The sequence below is a fragment of the Burkholderia crassaminum genome (assembly GCF_964265005.1).
Classification (GTDB): domain Bacteria; phylum Pseudomonadota; class Gammaproteobacteria; order Burkholderiales; family Burkholderiaceae; genus Burkholderia.
In genome coordinates this window covers 669,795-688,557 of sequence record NZ_OZ183800.1, presented here as the reverse complement: position 1 = coordinate 688,557, position 18,763 = coordinate 669,795, and the positions used below count along the sequence as shown (strand labels likewise).

The 18,763-nt window shown below is 65.9% G+C and carries 18 protein-coding genes; 9 read left to right on the top strand and 9 right to left on the bottom strand.

Features of this window, described 5'->3' with window-relative positions:
• The first annotated feature begins 398 nt into the window (after nt 1-398).
• Nucleotides 399-1,982: an isocitrate lyase gene (locus ACPTTF_RS20155; RefSeq protein ID WP_423367913.1), complete on the top strand. Its 1,584-nt coding sequence runs from the start codon at nt 399-401 to the stop codon at nt 1,980-1,982.
• An 86-nt stretch (nt 1,983-2,068) separates the two neighbouring features.
• Here the strand turns inward: ACPTTF_RS20155 and ACPTTF_RS20150 are convergent, their stop codons facing one another.
• Entirely contained in the window at nt 2,069-2,968 is a 900-nt protein-coding gene (locus ACPTTF_RS20150) for a LysR family transcriptional regulator (protein ID WP_423367912.1), read from the bottom strand.
• Nucleotides 2,969-3,089: 121 nt separating this feature from the next.
• Between ACPTTF_RS20150 and ACPTTF_RS20145 the strand changes: the two genes are divergently transcribed.
• Nucleotides 3,090-3,533: a DMT family transporter gene (locus ACPTTF_RS20145; RefSeq protein ID WP_423367911.1), complete on the top strand. Its 444-nt coding sequence runs from the start codon at nt 3,090-3,092 to the stop codon at nt 3,531-3,533.
• A gap of 259 nt (nt 3,534-3,792) precedes the next feature.
• Here the strand turns inward: ACPTTF_RS20145 and ACPTTF_RS20140 are convergent, their stop codons facing one another.
• Genes ACPTTF_RS20140 through ACPTTF_RS20110 form a run of 7 tightly spaced genes read right to left on the bottom strand, consistent with a single transcriptional unit; the run spans nt 3,793 to nt 9,289 of the window.
• On the bottom strand, nt 3,793-5,298 hold the full coding sequence (locus ACPTTF_RS20140) for an aldehyde dehydrogenase family protein (RefSeq protein ID WP_423367910.1): 1,506 nt from the start codon (nt 5,296-5,298) through the stop codon (nt 3,793-3,795).
• A 33-nt stretch (nt 5,299-5,331) separates the two neighbouring features.
• Entirely contained in the window at nt 5,332-5,832 is a 501-nt protein-coding gene (locus tag ACPTTF_RS20135; protein ID WP_423367909.1) for a c-type cytochrome, read from the bottom strand.
• Nucleotides 5,833-5,873: 41 nt separating this feature from the next.
• A complete protein-coding gene (locus ACPTTF_RS20130; RefSeq protein ID WP_166961454.1) occupies nt 5,874-6,374 on the bottom strand; it encodes a c-type cytochrome in 501 nt (166 codons plus the stop codon).
• Entirely contained in the window at nt 6,371-6,907 is a 537-nt protein-coding gene (locus ACPTTF_RS20125) for a methylamine dehydrogenase light chain (RefSeq protein ID WP_423367908.1), read from the bottom strand. The genes ACPTTF_RS20130 and ACPTTF_RS20125 overlap by 4 nt, the downstream gene beginning before the upstream one ends.
• Before the next feature lie 39 nt (nt 6,908-6,946).
• Nucleotides 6,947-7,573 carry a methylamine dehydrogenase accessory protein MauD gene (mauD, locus tag ACPTTF_RS20120; protein WP_423367907.1) on the bottom strand — a complete coding sequence of 209 codons (627 nt, stop codon included), beginning with the start codon at nt 7,571-7,573 and terminating at the stop codon, nt 6,947-6,949.
• The gene (locus tag ACPTTF_RS20115) at nt 7,570-8,124 is read right to left on the bottom strand and encodes a MauE/DoxX family redox-associated membrane protein (RefSeq protein WP_423367906.1); all 555 of its coding nucleotides are present in this window, start codon (nt 8,122-8,124) and stop codon (nt 7,570-7,572) included. Before ACPTTF_RS20115 ends, mauD begins: the two co-directional genes overlap by 4 nt.
• A 7-nt stretch (nt 8,125-8,131) precedes the next feature.
• Nucleotides 8,132-9,289 (bottom strand): amine dehydrogenase large subunit, encoded by a 1,158-nt coding sequence (locus ACPTTF_RS20110; protein ID WP_423367905.1) that lies wholly within the window; start codon nt 9,287-9,289, stop codon nt 8,132-8,134.
• Between the two features lie 244 nt (nt 9,290-9,533).
• Here ACPTTF_RS20110 and ACPTTF_RS20105 point away from each other — a divergent pair, with 244 nt between their 5' ends.
• From ACPTTF_RS20105 to ACPTTF_RS20090, 4 genes are all read left to right on the top strand, one after another.
• On the top strand, nt 9,534-10,496 hold the full coding sequence (locus ACPTTF_RS20105; RefSeq protein WP_166961443.1) for a helix-turn-helix domain-containing protein: 963 nt from the start codon (nt 9,534-9,536) through the stop codon (nt 10,494-10,496).
• 127 nt (nt 10,497-10,623) lie between these two features.
• Nucleotides 10,624-11,568, top strand: coding sequence for a GlxA family transcriptional regulator (locus ACPTTF_RS20100; RefSeq protein WP_166962216.1), 945 nt, complete (start codon nt 10,624-10,626; stop codon nt 11,566-11,568).
• A gap of 512 nt (nt 11,569-12,080) precedes the next feature.
• Entirely contained in the window at nt 12,081-13,793 is a 1,713-nt protein-coding gene (locus ACPTTF_RS20095) for a peptidase (RefSeq protein WP_423367904.1), read from the top strand.
• 79 nt (nt 13,794-13,872) lie between these two features.
• On the top strand, nt 13,873-15,126 hold the full coding sequence (locus ACPTTF_RS20090; RefSeq protein WP_423367903.1) for a M20/M25/M40 family metallo-hydrolase: 1,254 nt from the start codon (nt 13,873-13,875) through the stop codon (nt 15,124-15,126).
• A 52-nt stretch (nt 15,127-15,178) separates the two neighbouring features.
• On the opposite strand, the gene ACPTTF_RS20085 is transcribed toward ACPTTF_RS20090, so the two are convergent.
• Complete coding sequence (locus ACPTTF_RS20085) at nt 15,179-15,982, bottom strand: GNAT family N-acetyltransferase (RefSeq protein ID WP_423391173.1); 804 nt, start codon at nt 15,980-15,982, stop codon at nt 15,179-15,181.
• Nucleotides 15,983-16,002: 20 nt separating this feature from the next.
• Between ACPTTF_RS20085 and ACPTTF_RS20080 the strand changes: the two genes are divergently transcribed.
• From ACPTTF_RS20080 to ACPTTF_RS20070, 3 genes are all read left to right on the top strand, one after another.
• On the top strand, nt 16,003-16,362 hold the full coding sequence (locus tag ACPTTF_RS20080; RefSeq protein WP_423367901.1) for a YbjQ family protein: 360 nt from the start codon (nt 16,003-16,005) through the stop codon (nt 16,360-16,362).
• Between the two features lie 917 nt (nt 16,363-17,279).
• Nucleotides 17,280-18,089, top strand: coding sequence for a 2OG-Fe(II) oxygenase family protein (locus ACPTTF_RS20075; protein WP_423367900.1), 810 nt, complete (start codon nt 17,280-17,282; stop codon nt 18,087-18,089).
• Between the two features lie 36 nt (nt 18,090-18,125).
• Nucleotides 18,126-18,752, top strand: coding sequence for a DUF47 domain-containing protein (locus ACPTTF_RS20070; protein WP_166961425.1), 627 nt, complete (start codon nt 18,126-18,128; stop codon nt 18,750-18,752).
• Nucleotides 18,753-18,763 lie beyond the last annotated feature (11 nt).

Here is an 18,763-nt window from a genome sequence, read left to right as displayed (position 1 = left end):
GTCCGCATGCGGCGCGATTCTGTGGAGTCTGCCGGGACGAAGCGGAGCGCCGGTGCGGCTTCGGGCCCGGGGCGCTCGCACCGCACCGACGAACGGGTGTCATGGGCACGTGTGAAGCTGGCCGTGCCTCCAGCAGCCGAAAGAGCGTTTCGTATTGCGGAATCTACGTCGAACTCCCGCGCCGTCGCGTTTTCGCCGCTTGAAAACTTGTTTTGCATCGCAAAAACAGCAACGTAACTCATTGAAAAACAAGAAAAAATAATGTCTTATGTCTTATATAAGACATCGACAAAAGCCCGACGGGCGGCGTTACTATTTGTCCATGCCGTTCGCTGCGACAGACGTAGCGGGCACGCTCAACCAGTTACTCAAACGCGCTTTGCTCCCAGGAGATTGACATGGCCCAGTATCAAGACGACATCAAGGCAGTTGCCGGTTTGAAGGAAAACCACGGCAGCGCGTGGAATGCGATCAGCCCCGAGTACGCCGCCCGCATGCGTGCCCAGAACAAGTTCAAGACGGGCCTGGACATCGCCAAGTACACCGCCAGGATCATGCGTGCCGACATGGCCGCCTACGACGCCGACCCGTCCAAGTACACGCAGTCGCTGGGTTGCTGGCACGGCTTCATCGGCCAGCAGAAGATGATCTCGATCAAGAAGCACTTCAACAGCACCGAACGCCGCTACCTGTACCTGTCCGGCTGGATGGTCGCCGCGCTGCGCTCCGAGTTCGGCCCGCTGCCGGACCAGTCGATGCACGAAAAGACCTCGGTCAGCGCGCTGATTCGCGAGCTGTACACGTTCCTGCGCCAGGCCGACGCCCGTGAACTGGGCGGCCTGTTCCGCGAGCTCGATGCCGCCAAGGACGCTGCTGCGAAGGCAGCGATCCAGGACAAGATCGACAACCACGTCACGCACGTCGTGCCGATCATCGCCGACATCGACGCCGGCTTCGGCAACGCGGAAGCGACGTACCTGCTGGCCAAGCAGTTCATCGAAGCGGGCGCATGCTGTATCCAGATCGAAAACCAGGTGTCCGACGAGAAGCAGTGCGGCCACCAGGACGGCAAGGTCACCGTGCCGCACGAGGACTTCCTGGCCAAGATCCGCGCGATCCGCTACGCGTTCCTGGAACTGGGCGTGGACGACGGCATCATCGTCGCCCGTACCGACTCGCTGGGCGCCGGCCTGACCAAGCAGATCGCCGTGACGGCGACGCCGGGCGACCTGGGCGACCAGTACAACGCGTTCCTCGATTGCGAAGAACTGTCGGCCGACCAGCTGGGCAACGGTGACGTGGTGATCAAGCGCGACGGCAAGCTGCTGCGTCCGAAGCGCCTGCCGAGCAACCTGTTCCAGTTCCGCGCCGGCACGGGCGAAGCGCGCTGCGTGCTCGACTGCATCACGTCGCTGCAAAACGGCGCCGACCTGCTGTGGATCGAAACCGAAAAACCGCATATCGCGCAGATCGGCGGCATGGTCAGCGAGATCCGCAAGGTCATCCCGAACGCGAAGCTGGTGTACAACAACAGCCCGTCGTTCAACTGGACGCTGAACTTCCGTCAGCAGGCGTACGACGCGCTGAAGGCAGCAGGCAAGGACGTGTCGGCATACGACCGTGCGCAGCTGATGAGCGTGGAATACGACGAGACGGAACTGGCCGCGCTGGCCGACGAGAAGATCCGCACGTTCCAGGCTGATGCATCGCGCGAAGCAGGTATCTTCCACCACCTGATCACGCTGCCGACGTACCACACCGCCGCACTGTCGACCGACAACCTGGCCAAGGAATACTTCGGCGACCAGGGCATGCTGGGCTACGTGGCCGGCGTGCAGCGCAAGGAAATCCGTCAGGGCATCGCCTGCGTGAAGCACCAGAACATGTCCGGCTCGGACATCGGCGACGACCACAAGGAATACTTCAGCGGCGACGCAGCGCTGAAGGCGGCAGGCAAGGACAACACGATGAACCAGTTCTGATCATCGTCATACCCGAAGCACGACGCCAACCCGTTTCGACGGGTTGGCGTTTTTTTTATCCGGCGGGATGACTCGCGCGGTGCCTGTCAGGCATTGTCCCGTGCGCTTCCCGCTGCGATCACCCGCACGAACGCGTCCGCCAGCACCGTCGGCTCGATCGGCAACACCAGCGCGCAAACCGATTTTGCGTCTTCATCCGAAATCGGCACGAAGACGACCCCGTCGATACCGAGGCTCGCCATCCGTTCCGGCACGATCGCAATACCCTGCCCGGCCGCGACGAGATTCAGCATCGACGTCTTCGGCGACACGATCCGGGCGGTAGCGGGCACGAATCCCCGCTTCAGGCAAAGATCGATCACGACGCGCGCCAGCCCGCCCCGCTCCCGATGCACGGCCGATACGAACGGCTCGTGCCGCAGCCGCGAGATCGCCGTACGCCTGGCGGGCGCCAGCGGATGATCGGCCGGCACCGCCACGCACAAACGCTCGGCCGCGAGCTCGACGAAGCGAACGCGCGGATCGCGGCGCAGCACCGGCACACGAACGATCCCGATATCGGCGTTGCCGTTCGCGATCTCCAGGACCTGATCCTCGGACGAGGCGCGGTCGAGATCGATCCGCGCGCCCGGACACGCGCTCATGAAGCGCTCGAGCACCGGCATCAGGCTGCCGACGGGAACGGTACTCGAATGCAGGAGCCGCAATACGCCCGCTTCACCGCGCGACAACCGTGCGCCCTCCTCGGCCGCAGCGGTCAGGGTCGCCGGAATCGACGCCACGCGATCGCGATAGATCGCGCCGGCCGGCGTGAGCCGCACGCCCCTCGGCTCCCGGTCGAACAGCAGGAACCCCAGCTCGTCTTCCAGTTGACCGATCTGCCGGCTGAGCGCCGACTGCGCGACGTGGAGCGCGCTCGCGGCCGGCGTGAAGCCGCCGAGATCGGCCACGGTCAGGAAATACTGGATTTGCCTCAGGGATGGCATGCTGAAACGAGATGGATACGCGCCAGATTTGATATTTGCGTTATACCGTCGCGCTTCCCAGAATGGAAGCCTGCCGTGCCGGAACCGCCGTCACGGCAACCTCGCCGGAGCATCCCTCTTCGTGACTACTCTCCTGTCGTATCTGCTCACCGTCGCCGCCGGCATCAGCGTGGCGTTGCAACAGGTGCTCAACGCCAACCTCCGTGCGCAACTCGGCTCGCCGTGGTGGGCCGGGTCGGTCAGCTACCTCGTCGGCCTGGCCGCGATGCTCGCCGTCGCGCTGCTAGCCCCGCATCCGCGCCTGAGCGGCAATGTCGCCAGCGTCGGGTCGTGGTTCAGCTGGACCGGCGGGTTCTTCGGCGCGGTGTTCATCGCCATCGCGATCCTGATGGTGCCGCGACTGGGTGCCGCGACGACGCTCGCGCTGATCGTCGTCGGGCAGATGACCGGTGCGCTCGTGTTCGACCACTTCGGTGTGCTCGGCATCCAGCAACATTCGGCCAGCCCGATCCGCATGGCCGGTGCGGCGTGCCTCATTCTCGGGGTGGTGCTGGTTCGCGCGTGATGCGTTCGTAGTGTTTGCGGCGGCCGCGCGTGCGATCTGAGGTTGTGCGCCATCGCCAGTTGCCGACGGCCGGCCTTGCGCACCGCCCGGCGCCGCATCGAGCGGAGGATGCAGGTCGGGCACGCCGACGCTGAACGAGAACGGCGCGTGGTTGCAGCTCGCCGTCAGCGCTCAGCCGCGTTGCCTCGCCCCGAATGTGCCGACCCGCGGCATGCGTGCGCGGCCGACGTAGCGGCAACGCACGCACCCGCCGCCACGCTCATGCGTAGTTCATCATCACCGACTTGCTTTCCGTGTACTGGTCGATCACCGCGCGACCGAGTTCGCGACCGAAACCCGACTGCTTCATCCCGCCAAACGGCATCGCGTTGTCGAGCAGCGAGTGGCAGTTGACCCACACCGTGCCGGCCGCGATACGCGGGATCAGCTTGTGAATCGCGGCAAGGTCGTTCGACCAGATGCTCGCGCCGAGGCCGTACGGCGTGTCGTTGGCGAGCTGCACGGCCGTGTCGACGTCGTCGAACGGCATCGCGACGAGCACCGGCCCGAAGATCTCCTCACGCACGACGCGCATCGCCTGCGTCGTATCGACCAACACGGTAGGCTCGACGAAGAAACCGGGGCCGTCGATCGCGCGGCCGCCAGCGGCAGCGCGCGCCCCCTCTCCGAACCCCGAGTCGATATAGCCGCACACGCGCTCGCGCTGCTTTGCCGACACGAGCGGGCCGATCTGCGTCGACGGGTCCATCCCCGGGCCGATCTTCAGGCCCGCGGCGATCTTCGCGACGCGCTCGATCACGTCGTCGAATACCTTCGCGTGGATGTACGCGCGCGACCCGGCCGTGCACACCTGCCCCTGGTTGAAGAAGATCGCGTTCGCCACACCCAGTGCGGCCTTGTCGGGATCGACGTCGGGCAGCACGATCACCGGCGACTTGCCGCCGAGCTCGAGCGACATCCGCGTCATGTTGTCGAGCGCCGCGTGGCCGATCGTCTTGCCCGTCTGCGTCGAGCCCGTGAACGCGATCTTGTCGATGCGCGGGTCGCGAGACAGCGCGGCGCCGGCCGTGTGACCGTAGCCGGTGACGATATTGACGACGCCGTCCGGGAAACCGGCCGCCTGGATCAGTTCGCCCAGTCGCAACGCACTCAGCGGCGTATCTTCCGCGGGTTTCAACACCACGGTGCACCCCGTGGCCAGCGCGGGCGCAAGCTTCCAGGCCGCCATCAGCAGCGGGAAATTCCACGGAATGATCGCGCCGACCACGCCGACGGGCTCCTTGCGCGTGTAGGTGAAGATCTCGCTGTCCGGCATGTATGGCATGCCCGCTTCGATCACGCTGCCTTCGATCTTCGTCGCCCAGCCGGCCATGTAGCGGAAGCACTGCGCTGCCATCGCGACATCGAGCCCCTGCGCCACCATCACGGGCTTGCCGTTGTCGAGCGATTCGATTTCGGCCAGCTCGCGTGCATTCGCTTCGATCAGGTCGGCGAGGGCGAGCAGCAGACGCTCGCGGTCGGTGGTCTTCGCGGTGCGCCATGGCCCCGCGTCGAATGCGCGCCGCGCGGCGGCAACGGCCTGCTGCACGTCGTGCTCGGCCGCTTCGGGCACACGCGCGAGCACGGTGCCGTCGGCCGGATTCACGACGTCGAGTTGGCGGCCCGACGCGGCGTCGCTCCACTCGGCGCCGATCAGCATCTTCTTCGGCTTCGCGAGAAACGCGCGCGTTGCGTCGAGCAACGGAAAGGTTTCGTTCGTCTCCATGTCCACGTTTCCTTGGTTCGTTGAATGAGTCGATCAGTAGCGATCCGTGACGCCGTCGATCCCGCGCGCCTGCAACGCGCGGACCAGCCCGGCGCGCACGGTCGCGACGTCGGCAAAAGCAGGACGGCGGTGCGCGGCGACTTCGGCGGCCGTATAAGGCTTGAAGTCGCGCGGCAGCGCATCGCGGTTCATCGTCGTGAGTACCCAGTTGAGCACGTCGGCCAGATCCTGGTCAGACAGCGCCGAGTTCGACGCACCGGGCACGCGCATCACGTACTCGCGCCCGGCTGGCAGATGCGTGAAATAGCCGAGCGAATTCGCGAGCGGCGGCACCTTGCCGGGAATGCCGCCGCCCGTCGCCGTGTGGCAGCCCATGCAGTTGAGCACCCAGTGCTGCCGCGCGAGCGACGCGTCGGCCGTGCCTTCGGCATGCGCGGGCGTCGCAGCCACGCACGCCGCCGCGCCCGCCGCCAGCAACAGCGACGACAGGCGGCGCGACAGGCCGCCGAGCCAGGACGACGACGCGCACCGCATGCCCCGCGCGGACGCGCAGGCGCGGGTCGCGCAGGCCCCGTTCACAGGCCGAGCCCCTTGATCACCACCGCGCGTTGTGCATGCACGGCCGTGCCGTCCATCTCCTTCGCGCGCGCCGCGCGGATATCGGCCGCCGTGAACGGCTTCGCATCGCCGTGCTGCGCGTTGAGATCGAACACGACGTAGTTGAGCACGTGCGCGATGTCGTCGTCGCTCGCGCTCGCGAATGACGGCATCTTGAAGTTATAACTCTTGTCGTGCACCGTGATCTCGCCGAACATCCCGTGCAGCAGCGTCGCGACCAGTTGCGCACGCCCCGGCTCGGCCGCCGCGTACTTGCCCGGATACTCGGTCAGCGGCGGCGCGAGGCCGTCCTGCCCTTTTCCGCCCGCCTGGTGGCACACCGCGCACTGCGCGTCGAACAGGCTCTTGCCGGCCGGGTAATGCACGGCTTCCTGCGCGCCGGCGGCGCCCGCCAGCGCGAAGGCTGCCACGGCCGTCATGCACGCGATTCCAATCCTTCCTGCCTGCTTCACTTTCATTGCTTCGCTGCTCCCAACAGAACCGAAACCGAACAGTGGTAATTCGAATTGCCGTTCGCCATGCACCAGTTGATGTCGTTGTTCAACGACAGCTTGTACAACGGCTTCTCGCGCTCGTTGCGGTTGCAGAAGCACTTGCCGCATGACGTCTTGCCGCAGCAATCGTTGTACGACACGATGTAGTCCGAACCGTCGTGTGGATTGCGGCAGGTGCCGATCCACGTGATCGGCGAAGGCGTGGTGCCCGGCGGGCAACTGCTCGACGTGCCGCCGCAGCAACTGCACAGCCAGCCATCGATCGCACAGTATTTCCAGTAGTCGCAGCTCATCGGGTCGTCGCTCGCCCCCGAGGTGGCGGCACCGGATGCGCCCGATGCCGCATCGGCCGCATAGGCGGTGCGATCGACGGGCAGCAGCGGCAGCATCGCCGATCCCACCAGCACCTTGCCGAGCTTCGCCATCGCGCTGCGCCGCGAACTGTGCTGCGCGACGCCGCGCGCCGACCGCTCGAACCATGAATCAAACAGGCCCATGTCGTTGTTCTCCCTTGACGTTGAAAGACGGTCGGCCGGTCATGCGTGCTGCGCGTGCGCATCGTGGCTGTGATCGCCGTGCACGAACTGCTGCAGCGATGCGACGCCGCGCTCCTTCGCTTCGAACAGGCTCTCGAGATGCTCGCGCGTATTGACGAGCCCCTTCGCACGCACCGTGCCGGTTTCGTCGAGCAGCACCGCGTACGGCAGCTTGCCGATCTGGTACGCGAGGCCGAGCTCCTGCGACAGCACGTACGGGAAGCGCCCGAGGTCGTGCTTGCGCGCGAAGCGCGTGTGTTCGTCGATATCGCCGTCGCTCGCGAGCACGATGTTCACCGGCGTCGCTTCGCTCGCCTGCAGCGAAGGCAGCAGCGGCAGCAGCTTCTTGCAGACGGGGCACGTCGGCGACAGGAAGAACAGCAGCGTCGCCTTGCCCGATGCATCGATGCCGCCGACCTTCACCTGCGAGCCGCGAATGTCGGTCAGTTCGAACGCCGGCGCGATCGCGCCGACCGCCGGCCCCTTGTCGATCATCAGCGCGCCGGCCGGCATGATGCGTTCGTACAGGATGCCGATCTGGCGCACCAGCGCGAGGCAGATCGCGCCGAGCGCGAGGACGGCCACCCACAGCAGGGCGGTGGAAACGGTGAGAGCGGTTTGCATCATGAATTCCTCAGGTGGGAAAGGCGCGGTACGTTGGCGAGCAGCACGTCGACGGTGAGCAGCGCGCAGACGATCAGCAGCACGGAGAAGAACAGCGTCAGGTAGTCGAACCACACGACGGCACGCGTGCCCGGCTCGACGAGTGCGGTCGCGGCCAGCACGGCGAGCAGCAGCGCGCGACCGACGTGCAGCCAGCCGATGCCGCGCGGTGCGTCCGTGCGCGCCGCCGCGAAGCCGGAACAACCGCAGTCGATGTCGGTGTGGCCGCGCAGGAGATTGATCGCAATCGCGGCGGCGAAGGCCATGAGCAACGCGATCAGGCCGATCGCGCCGGCCGTGCGCGTATCGGGAAACAGCAGTGCCGCAGCGCCGACGGCTTCCGCGAGCGGAATCGCGAACGCGACGGGCGCGGTCAGCGCGTCGGGCAGCAGCCGGTAGCCGGCGAGCGCCTGGCCGAACGCGGCGGGGCGGCGCATCTTCGCGAAGGCGCCGAGCAGCACGACGACGGCAGCGCCGGCCTGCGCACTGGTGGCAAGTACGGGATCGAGCGTCATCGCGGCCTCACGGGTTGACGAGCAGCGACGACGTATTGCCGATCTGCTTCTCGACGTTCTGCAGCTTGCCCGTGCGCGCATCCATCACGACGAGGTCGGACGTCGCCGTCAGCCCGTAGAACAGCGGCTTGTCGTCCTCGCTGACCTGGATCGACACGAGCGGATCGACCTTCTGCTGCGCGAGATCCCAGCGCGCGACACGCTGCTTCGATTTCAGGTCGAACACCCACACCTGCGTGCCGGGATCCTTGTGCGAGCCGTCGCCGCCCTTGTGCATCAGCACGTAGTAGCGGTTCTGCCGTGCCTGCACGGCTGTCTGCTGCATGCCGCCCGGGCGCCAGCCTTCGGCGCGCTCGGCGTCCGACAGCAGCGGCCACGACTTGCCGAACACGGGCTTGTCGCCGCTGAAATCCGCGCCGCGCACGTTGCCGCCGTACGTCGTGAACAGATAGTCGCCCTTGTAGCGCGACGCGTTCACGAACGCCGGATCCTTGTCGACGTCGATGAACGCATCCGACATCACGCGCTTCGTTTCCTTGCCGTTCGCATCGAGCGTGACCGTCAGCGCCTTGCCGCTTTCGCACAGTGCCGTGAAGCGGTCATTGCCCGACGGATACGCGAGCACGCAGGCCGCCGTGTCGATCTCCGACAGCACCTTCTTCGAGACCGCGTCGATCACCGTGACCGATGCGGCCGGCGTGATGTTCGCGACGTACAGCCGCTTGCCGTCCGCGCTGAACGCGGTGTTGTACGGCGACGGCACGTGCTGCGCATGCTTCGCCGGAATCGCGATTTCGCCGGCATGATCGAGTGTCGTGTTGTCGGTCATCTCGACGACGTCGGTGCGCGTGCCGTGCGAGCCGCGCGAGAAGTACGTCGTCGCGACGAAGCTCGTCTTGTGGTCCGGCGAAATCGCGAGGCCCGGGCCGAAGCCGCCGTCGATCTGGCCGAGCAGCTTCCTCGCATCGGCGTCGTACACGTAGATGCGTCCGTCGGTCATCGACGGCATCGAGATGTCGACGATATAGACCTCGTGCGGATGCCACGGCGGCATCTTCTGCACGACCAGTTCCTCCGGCTTTTCCGTCGCGTTCGCGCTGCCGACCCATGCCGCCGCGAACGCCAGCGTCGCCGCGAGCACCGCGGTTCGTCGCCTTGTCCTCATGTCGCCTCCAGTTGGGGATTCACGTAATGTGGGGCGACTGTAGTTCGACAATAAATCCGGTCAGCACCCGGACCGGCACCGCGTGCGTGCCGATTCGGGATATTGGAAAACCGCCTGAAAGGCGCGTCGCCCAGAGGCTTCCGACCCTCTGACAAATGCGCCCGGAATAGCGCTCCCCCTTATTGCGCCGACCGCGCGGTCGGTTTAATCTTGCGCGGTCCTGATCGACACACCTGGAGGCGCTGTGTTCGTGTTTCACGAGAGGTTCGACAACGCGGACCGGCATGCCGAGGCGCTGCGCGGCTGGAACCAGCGCTACGACCAGATCGGCTCCGGCACGTATCGCAGCGCGGTCAAGCATGCGGTGCTGGACGGCGTGCAGCTGTTCCAGGAAGCCGCCAACGTCCGGATCATCCAGCGCGGAAAATTGCCGCACGACCATACGGTGTTCGGCATGCCGCTCACCGGCTCGGGTGCATTCGCATTCGGTGGTGCGCGCATCGAACGCGGCACGATGGTGATCGCGCGCGGCGGCGCCCCGTTCGAGCTGCATTCGCCCGACGACATGTCGCTGATCGGTGTCGTCGCCAATGGCGAACTGATGCAGCAGGTCGAGGATGCGGCCGATGTCCACCTCGACGAAGCCACGTTGCGGCGCGGTGTCGTCGACATGCCCACCGCCGTGCTGATGCGCGCGAGCTTGCAGATCGCCACGCAACTCGAACGTGTCCTGTCGGCACCCGATCCATTCCACGACGCTCGCGCGCAGCGCGAACTGCGCGGCGAGATCGGCAACGTGCTCGTCGATCTCCTCACGTACCGGATTCCCGAACCGTCGAACCGTCTCACGCACGCCTGCCGCGCCGACATCGTGCGCCGCGTGCACGACTACGTGATCGGCCATCCCGAAGCACCGGTCGACGTGCTGAGCCTGTGCGCACAATTACGCGTGAGCCGGCGCACGATGCAGAACAGTTTCCAGTCGGTCGTACAGACCAGCCCGCTGCATTACGTGCGCTCGCTGCGCCTGTCGCAAGTGCGGCGGATGCTGCTCGATACGCGGCACGCCGACCTGCCGATCAGCGACGCGGCCGCGCGCTGGGGCTTCATCCATCTCGGGCATTTCGCGAACGCCTACAAGGCGCAATTCGGCGAGTTGCCGTCGACCACCGCGCGCCGTTCCGCGCGCGGCGCAAAAACGCGCTGAAGCCGCGCAAAACCCGCGATAATCTCCCGCTGACCGTTCGGCGCGCGCGAGCCGGCCGCGGCACATGCCCGTGCGCGCGACGCCCCGTGCGACGCGCGACGACCACCGGATTCCATCCCCTGCCCCGATGCCCGAGGATTTCCACTTCCTGCTGCTGCCCGGCTTCTCCGCGCTCGGCTTCATGTCCGCGGTCGAACCGCTGCGCGTCGCGAACCGCTTTCGCACGGAGCTCTATCGCTGGCACGTGATCAGCGCCGACGGCGCGCCCGTCGCCGCGAGCAACGGCATTCCGGTCGCCGCCGAAGCCGCGTGCGCGGATGTCGACAAGGTCGACACGGTGTTCGTCGTCGCCGGCTTCGATCCGCTCGTGTGCTACACGCGCGCGATCGGCGACTGGCTGCGTCGCCAGCACCGTCATGGTGCAACGCTCGGCGGCATCGACACGGGCAGCTTCGTGCTCGCGGAAGCCGGGCTGTTCGACGCGTCGCAGCCGCTCACGCTGCACTGGGAAGCGCTTGCCGCGTTCCGTGAACGCTATCCCGGCCTGAACGCGACGCAGGAGCTGTTCGAGATCGACGACCGGCGCATCACGTGTGCGGGCGGCACCGCGTCGATCGACATGATGCTCGACCTGATCGGACGGCGGCACGGCGCCGATCTCGCGGCGGCAATCTCCGAGCAGTTCGTCGTCAGCCGGATCCGGCAGCGCTCGGACAGCCAGCGGCTCGAGATCGCCGCGCGCTACGGCGTGCACAACCGCAAGCTGATCCAGGTGATCGGCACGATGCAGCGGCACATGGAAAACCCGCTCGGCTCCGATGCGCTCGCGCAGGAAGTCTCGATCACGCGGCGCCAGCTCGAACGGCTGTTCAGCGCGACGCTGAACGACACGCCGACGCATTTCTACCTGAACCTGCGGCTCGATCGGGCGCGTGAACTGCTGCAGCAGACCGACATGAGCATCACGTCAGTATGCGTCGCATGCGGGTTCGAATCGCCGTCGCATTTCTCGCGCACGTATCGCGCGCGATTCGGTCTCAGCCCGCGCAGCGACCGGCGCGCGACGCGCTGATCATCGCGGTTTACACGCACAATACGACGCGGTATTACGCGTTCCGGCAGCGGTTCCCACCGTTCGCTGAACAATGCCGACGATTAATCGACGAACCGAAGCGGTCATCGAAAATAAATTGGAATGTCGTTGAAAATATTCTGTAACATACCTCGAAATTAGATAGGCAGCCTAACGAGATGCACACGTCGGCTCGACGCATGTCTGGCCACGCAGGCTGCCAACCGATATCGATTCGATCCGAGGGGTATGACATGACGATGCTCGATTCGCCGTCGCCGCACCTGCCTGCCGTTCGCTTCTTCGCGCGCTCCTCCCCCTGCTTTTCACCCTGCTTCTCCCCCTCTATTCCCGCCTGTTTCTTTTCGACCTGACATTTAGGGTTCCTTAGTCAGTCGACACCCCCAACACCGCTTCGCCGCACCGGCTCCATCGAGCCGGCGCGCGGGCCGTGTCGTGCCTGCACGCCACGAGCGCGCGGGCGTGTCCAACCGTTGAGATGAGGATCACGTATGCAGACATCACGCAAAGCACTACCGCTCGCCCTGGGTCTCGCGCTCGGTTTCGGCATCGTCGGCGGCACCGCGGCCGATACGAAAGTCTCGAATCCGCAAGCAACGAGCCTGCGCGAAAGCCTGACACGCGGCGTCGCGCCGCCGGCCGCCAAGGCCGATACGGCCGCCGGGCAATTCCGCGCGGACGGCGTCGCCGTCACGCTGTACAACCCCGCGTATCGCGCGAAGAAGGCCGCCACCACGCCCGCCGCCAGCGCGCGCGACTTCGTCGCGTCGCAGGCCACGCAGCTCGGGCTCGACGCGAGCGCACTCGCAAGCCTCGTCGTCACGTCGGAGCGCAGCGACGCCGACTTCACCGTCGTGCGCCTGCAGCAGCAGGCGGCCGGATTGCCTGTGTACGGCAGCGATATCGCGGTGACGGTCGCGAAGGACGGCCGCATCCTGTACGTCGCGAGCAACACGATCAACGGCGTGGTCGCGAAGTCGAGCAAGGCGCAGGCCGTCGACCAGCAGCAGGCACTCGACCGTGCGCGCGCGTATCTCGGCGTGAGCGGCTTCACGAACCTGGATGCGCAGCTCGTCGCGTTCGTCGACAAGACCGGCACGCATGCCGCGTGGAAAGTGCGCGGCCGCCCGAACGACGGCCCGAAAGGCGACTGGGAACTGCTGATCGACTCGGGCAGCGGCGAAGTGCTGCGCGCCGAGGACAAGGCGTTCTACGCGACCGACGGCACGGGCTTCGTATTCCGGCCCGACCCGCTGTCGCCGACCAAAAGCAGCTACGGCAGCACGGGCTACAAGGACAACAACGACGCCGATTCGTCGCAACTGACCGCCGCGCGCGTGCGCGTGACGCTGAAGGATCTCGCGCAGTCGGGCGGGCGTTATTCGCTGTCGGGCCCGTATGCGGTATGCGTCGATTTCGATGCGCCGCTCGACAAGGCGTGCCCCGTGCAGTCGACGCCCGCGTTCGAGTTCACGCGCGGCAACCTGTATTTCGAGGCCGTGAACGCGTACTACCACATCGACACGTTCCTGCGTTACGTGAACCAGACGCTCGGCATCAAGGCGCTGCCGTACCAGTACACCGGCGGCGTGCAGTACGACCCGCACGGCGAATCGGGCGACGACAACTCGTCGTACTCGTCGAGCAGCGGCCGGCTGACCTTCGGACAAGGCGGCGTCGACGACGCGGAGGATGCGGACGTCGTGATCCACGAGCTCGGCCACGGCATCCACGACTGGGTGACGAACGGCGGCCTGTCTCAGCAGGAAGGGTTGTCGGAAGGCACCGGCGACTATCTCGCCGCCGCGTACAGCCGTGACTTCAACCAGTGGAGCCCGTCGGATGCGCAGTACCACTGGGTCTACAACTGGGATGGCCACAACGAGTTCTGGGGCGGCCGCGTGACCAACTGGAACGTCGGGCGCACCTATGCGCAGGCACGCGGCGCGGAGATCCATACGGCCGGCCAGTACTGGGCCTCGTGCAACCTCGTCGCGCGCGACGCGATCGGTGCGCAGGCGATGGACAAGGCGTTCCTGAAGGGCTTGTCGATGACCAACAGCTCGACCAACCAGAAGGCCGCCGCACAGGCCGTGCTGACGGCCGCGTCCGCGCTCGGCTACAGCAACGCGCAGCTCACCGCGATCGGCAATGCGTACAACCAGAGTTGCACGTACGGCGTGACCGTACCGAAGAAGTCGTAATTCCGCAGCAGGCGGGGGCGTACCGCACGACCTGCGGCACGCCCTCTTCCTCGACATCGCCATCCTCACGAGATCGAACATGCCTACTCTGACACTCACCCGCCTGAGCGCCGCGCTGGGCGGCATGCTGCTGACCGCCGCTGCACACGCGACGCCGGTGTGGATCACACTCGGCGACGCGGCGTTCCGCCAGTTGCAGCGGATCGACGCAAGCGCCACCGCGCAATACAGTACGACGCTCGACGCCGGCAAGACGGCCGATGGCGCCTCGCGCCGCGAAACCGTCCACGTCGTCGAGATCGACGATTCACGGCTCGGCGAGCTGGCCCACGCCGTCCACCATACGCGCGGCCACGGGCCCGGCTATGTCGTGCACGACTCGTTCGACGAAGCGCGCCAGACACTGCAACCGTTGCCGCCGACGCTCGCGAAGCAGGCCGCCGCTTCCACGTACAAGGTCTCGAACGCGCCGCAGATCGGCACGTGGATCCAGCAACTGCAGGCCAGCAACATCGTCGGCACGATCACGTCGCTGTCCGGCTTCACGAATCGCTACTACACGACGTCGCACGGCGTCGCCGCGTCGGACTGGCTCGCGTTGCAATGGAAGCAGCTGGCGGGTTCGCGCGCCGACATAACCGTCGAGCAGTTTGCGCACACGGGCTTTCCGCAGAAATCCGTGATCCTGACGATCCGCGGCAGCGATCCGGCGGCGGGCACCATCGTGCTGGGCGGCCACCTCGATTCGACGGTCGGCCGCACGACGGAGAACACGCGCTCGCCCGGCGCGGACGACGACGCATCGGGTATCGCGAGCCTCACCGAAGCGCTGCGCGTGCTGCTGGCGAACAATTACCGGCCGAAGCGGACGATCAAGTTCGTCGGGTATGCGGCCGAGGAAGCCGGCCTGCTCGGCTCGAAAGCGATCGCGAAGCAGTTCCGTGCGCAGAATGCGAACGTGGTCGGCGTGCTGCAGCTCGACATGACGAACTACAAGGGCGATCCGAAGGACATCTACCTGATCACCGACTACACGAACGCGTCGCAGAACACCTACCTGACGAATCTGGCGAAGACCTACCTGCCGGAACTCGCGATCGGCACGTCGCAATGCGGGTATGCGTGCTCGGATCACGCATCCTGGAATGCGCAAGGGTATCCGGCGTCGTTCCCGTTCGAGGCCGGCCAGAACGACAGTCCGTATATCCATACCGTGAACGACACGCTGGAGAATTCGGATCGCCAGGCGAATCATGCGTTGAAGTTCGGCAAGCTGGCGCTGGCCTACGCGGTCGATCTCGGCGGCAACGGCGGGACGGCGGCGAAGCCCTGACGGCGTACGGCCGGGAAGGCGGCGGCAAGGGCTGCCTTCCCGGCCGCCTCGATCAGACGATCTCGTCCAGCGTCCCGTAAAGGCGCATGCCCACCGCCCGCGCGACCGCCGCGGAAGCCGGATTGTCGAGCTGGCACCGGTACTGCGGCACCAGCCCCTCGCGGCAGGCCGCCATACTCATCGCGCGCACGACGCCACGCGCGTGGCCGGCGCCTCTGGCTTCTGGCAGCGTCAGCACCCCCATGTCGGCCAGGCACGAATCCCACCACGCGTACACGCTGCCCGCGCAGACCAGACGATCCTGCTCGAATGCGCCGAAGACGCGCCAATGGTCCAGCTCGACGCTGGCCGTATCGAAATCCTCGGCCGGCATCGCAGCGGCGAATGCGTCGAATGCCGGTCGATCCGCCGGGCTCAGCGCCCTGACCGTCGCGGGAATCGCGTGATTCGGCAGATCGGCCAGCGCCGGCGCGGAATAGTAAAAAAGATTGTCCGCGCCGCACAGGTCGCCACCGGAAGCCGACAGGCGATCGATGAACGCGCCCATCGTCCACGCACCCGCTTCGTCCAGCCGCAACGCGCGCGCAACCTTCTCCTGCACGACGATCCGGCTTCTTCCGTCGGTCGGCACGAGGATCATGCCGTGCTCGTCGCCCAGCGCGGAACTGACGGCGATCTGCAGATCGTCGCCGTCGTAAATGCACCGGTCGCCCGAAAACTTCTGATGCCAGAACTCGCTGATACATTCGTTAAACAATACCCACCTCTCGATTGTGTGACCGGCAGCATCGCAAAGCCGCGCGACGCTCAGCGCCGACTGCTTGCACGCGTCCGGATAGAATCGTCGTTCGACCACTCCGCTATCTACGTTCCGCCATGACCGATACCCCCCGCTCCCTCGACGACCTGTCGCCCGTTCGCGTCACGACAGCTTTCGACCTGCCCGGCCACACGACCGTCCGCTCGCTCGGCGTCGCGCAAGGCATCATCGTGCGCTCGCGCTCGATCGTCGGCTCGTTCGGCGCATCGCTGCAGACGATCTTCGGCGGCAACATCACGCTCTATACATCGCTGTGCGAAAAAGCCCGCCAGCAAGCCTTCGACAAGATGCTCGCCGATGCGCGCAAGCTCGGCGCGAATGCGATCGTCGCGATGCGCTACGACTCGACCGAGATCGGTTCGGGTGTGACCGAAGTCATTTGCTACGGCACGGCGGTCATCGTCAAACCGGCATGATGCCCGATGCCGGCAAGCCGCGTGGAGCCGTTCCGCCCACTGTCCCGGAATGGTTCCCGCACGGCGCCGGCAGCACCGGGGCGCACCCGCCCGACATGCCGGCGAACCCGCGCGATACGCGTGCGAAGTTTTCGATTGACGCGCCGCGCGGTTCCCTCTTAACATCGCACTCGTTTTCATTCATGGAGGCTTCTGTGCCTACCGATGCGAGTTGTAGTTGGTCCTGTACCAACCTGACTGCCGCCTGAGGAAGCTTCGCAGAGCCTTGTCTTCTGCCGCATCCCGGGATAGCAGGATGCGGTGTCTTTCAGGATCGGCGTACCGTCGATCCGAAGTTCCCGTACTCGACAATTCAGTGGCCGCTCGACACCCGGGCGGCGTCCGTACGTGACCCGCGTCGCGTGCGTGTGTCCGGCCGCATGCCCGCGCGTGTGCAGCCCGTGTGCACGCACGTGCCGTTCAAATAGACAGGAGTTCGAATGGACGACGACAGTAGCCGATTAAGCTGCGCCGGCGCGCGTTCGCACGCCATGCCGGCGAATACCCGAATCCCAGCCTCTTATCAGCCGATCGCGCCCGACGCGGCGCGGCGGGAAGCGCTCGTCCGTCGTTGACGTCATGACGCTCCCGCCGTGTGCAGTCCGGCGCCTGGAGCACCCATGACACGACTCGACATTTCCATTCGGCCGCACCGGCCATACAGGCTCGTCCACGACAGCCGCAAGGACGCTCCCCCGCGTCGCCACTGCACACATCATTTGCGTCGAGCCGCCGCGGCTGCGTCACGCGCTGCGCGGTGACGCCACCTGGATCGCGCACACCGCGCCCCGCCTTCTCATGCGCCGGCAACGCGGCAATGCCCGCCGTTCGGCACCACGCCATGACCGATGTACCGGGAGAACACCATGCAAAACCTCATGAAACTCCATGCCAGCCGACTGATCCGCGACAGCTACGTCTACTTCAAGATGCCGTACGCACTGCTCACGCATTTCGACCGGCTCGCGGCCGCCTATGACCAGCTCGATCGCAAGCAAAAGCACGCGTTCTCGTTTCCGGACCAGACCGACGGCTTCCTGCCATTCGGGCTCGAATACTCGCATACGCCCGAGCAGCCGGATCTGTGCGACCGCTTCTGCTACTGGGTCGCACGGCGCGATGCGCATCACGGCTTCCCGCTGGCCAGGTCCACGTTCTATCGCGAGATGGCAGCCTACGAAGCCTGCATCAACGCAATCGCGCAGGACCTGCTCGATGCGGTATGCGACAACCTCGGCGGCTCGCCGCAGCCGCCGGTCCGGCACAGCTCCTACCTGCAGTTCTGCGCGTACGAGCCGCATCACGACAGCCACGACCGCGCGTACCTGCAGGATCCGCACGAAGACGGCCACCTGCTGTCGTTCATCCGGCCGAGCGCACCCGGCCTGGTCCTGCTGCCCGACGCGTCGCCGATTTCCGCGCGGCCGCGGCCCGACGAAATGATCGTGCTGGCCGGCTCGCTCCTCGAGGCGCTCACCGACGGCGAAGTGGCGGCGATGCAGCACGCCATCGAACGCCCGCGCACGCGCGCACGGCGCACGTCCCTGATGTACTTCGTCAATCCCGACCTGTCGGCCGGGCACGCCAGCACGATCGTCAACCGGCGGCCGCTCGACTTGCGCTCGCTTGCCCAGCGCCGGCACGTCGCGTTCGGCAACCGCACGCTGTGCGGCCCGTGCGCAGCCTGACCCGGCTCATCCCGCCCACCTTTTCCCGGAGAATCCATGCTTGGACGCTTCCTCCCCGTCGAAACCCGGTTTTTCGACCTCTTCGATACGCATGCGCAGCACATCGTCCTGGCCGCGTGCGAGCTTCAGATGCTCCTCGACAATCTCGACGATGCCGAGCTGGCCATGGCCAACGTCCAGACCACCGAACGAACCGGCGACAAGCTCGCGCACGAGGCGATCGACCTGCTGCACAAGACTTTCATCACGCCGCTCGATCGCGACGAAATCCACAAGCTGATCACGACGATGGACGACATCCTCGACCTGATGGAGGACGTCGTGACCACCGTCGTGGTCTACGGCCTGAAGTCGGTAACCGGGGAGGCCAGCGAACTCGCAGACATCGTCGTGCAGTCGGCGCTGCAGACGCAAATCGCGGTCAACCGGCTGTCCGACATGAAGCAGTCCTTGCAGATCCTCGAGGCATGCGAAGAGATCGACGCGCTCGAAACCCGCGCCGACCGCGTGCTGCGATCGGCGATATCGAAACTCTTTCGCGACGACATCGACGTGAAGACGCTCATCAAGCTGAAGGGCGTCTACGACCTGCTCGAACGCATTACCGACAAGTTCGAGGATGTCGCGAACATCATCGAAGGCATCGTGCTGGAAAACGCCTGAGCGAATCAACA

Coding starts and splice junctions, on each gene's coding strand:
- ACPTTF_RS20155 (WP_423367913.1), top strand. CDS start 399: ATGGCCCAGTATCAAGACGACATCAAGGCAGTTGCCGGTTTGAAGGAA.
- ACPTTF_RS20150 (WP_423367912.1), bottom strand. CDS start 2,968: ATGCCATCCCTGAGGCAAATCCAGTATTTCCTGACCGTGGCCGATCTC.
- ACPTTF_RS20140 (WP_423367910.1), bottom strand. CDS start 5,298: ATGGAGACGAACGAAACCTTTCCGTTGCTCGACGCAACGCGCGCGTTT.
- ACPTTF_RS20135 (WP_423367909.1), bottom strand. CDS start 5,832: ATGCGGTGCGCGTCGTCGTCCTGGCTCGGCGGCCTGTCGCGCCGCCTG.
- ACPTTF_RS20130 (WP_166961454.1), bottom strand. CDS start 6,374: ATGAAAGTGAAGCAGGCAGGAAGGATTGGAATCGCGTGCATGACGGCC.
- ACPTTF_RS20125 (WP_423367908.1), bottom strand. CDS start 6,907: ATGGGCCTGTTTGATTCATGGTTCGAGCGGTCGGCGCGCGGCGTCGCG.
- mauD (WP_423367907.1), bottom strand. CDS start 7,573: ATGATGCAAACCGCTCTCACCGTTTCCACCGCCCTGCTGTGGGTGGCC.
- ACPTTF_RS20115 (WP_423367906.1), bottom strand. CDS start 8,124: ATGACGCTCGATCCCGTACTTGCCACCAGTGCGCAGGCCGGCGCTGCC.
- ACPTTF_RS20110 (WP_423367905.1), bottom strand. CDS start 9,289: ATGAGGACAAGGCGACGAACCGCGGTGCTCGCGGCGACGCTGGCGTTC.
- ACPTTF_RS20100 (WP_166962216.1), top strand. CDS start 10,624: ATGCCCGAGGATTTCCACTTCCTGCTGCTGCCCGGCTTCTCCGCGCTC.
- ACPTTF_RS20095 (WP_423367904.1), top strand. CDS start 12,081: ATGCAGACATCACGCAAAGCACTACCGCTCGCCCTGGGTCTCGCGCTC.
- ACPTTF_RS20090 (WP_423367903.1), top strand. CDS start 13,873: ATGCCTACTCTGACACTCACCCGCCTGAGCGCCGCGCTGGGCGGCATG.
- ACPTTF_RS20080 (WP_423367901.1), top strand. CDS start 16,003: ATGACCGATACCCCCCGCTCCCTCGACGACCTGTCGCCCGTTCGCGTC.
- ACPTTF_RS20075 (WP_423367900.1), top strand. CDS start 17,280: ATGAAACTCCATGCCAGCCGACTGATCCGCGACAGCTACGTCTACTTC.
- ACPTTF_RS20070 (WP_166961425.1), top strand. CDS start 18,126: ATGCTTGGACGCTTCCTCCCCGTCGAAACCCGGTTTTTCGACCTCTTC.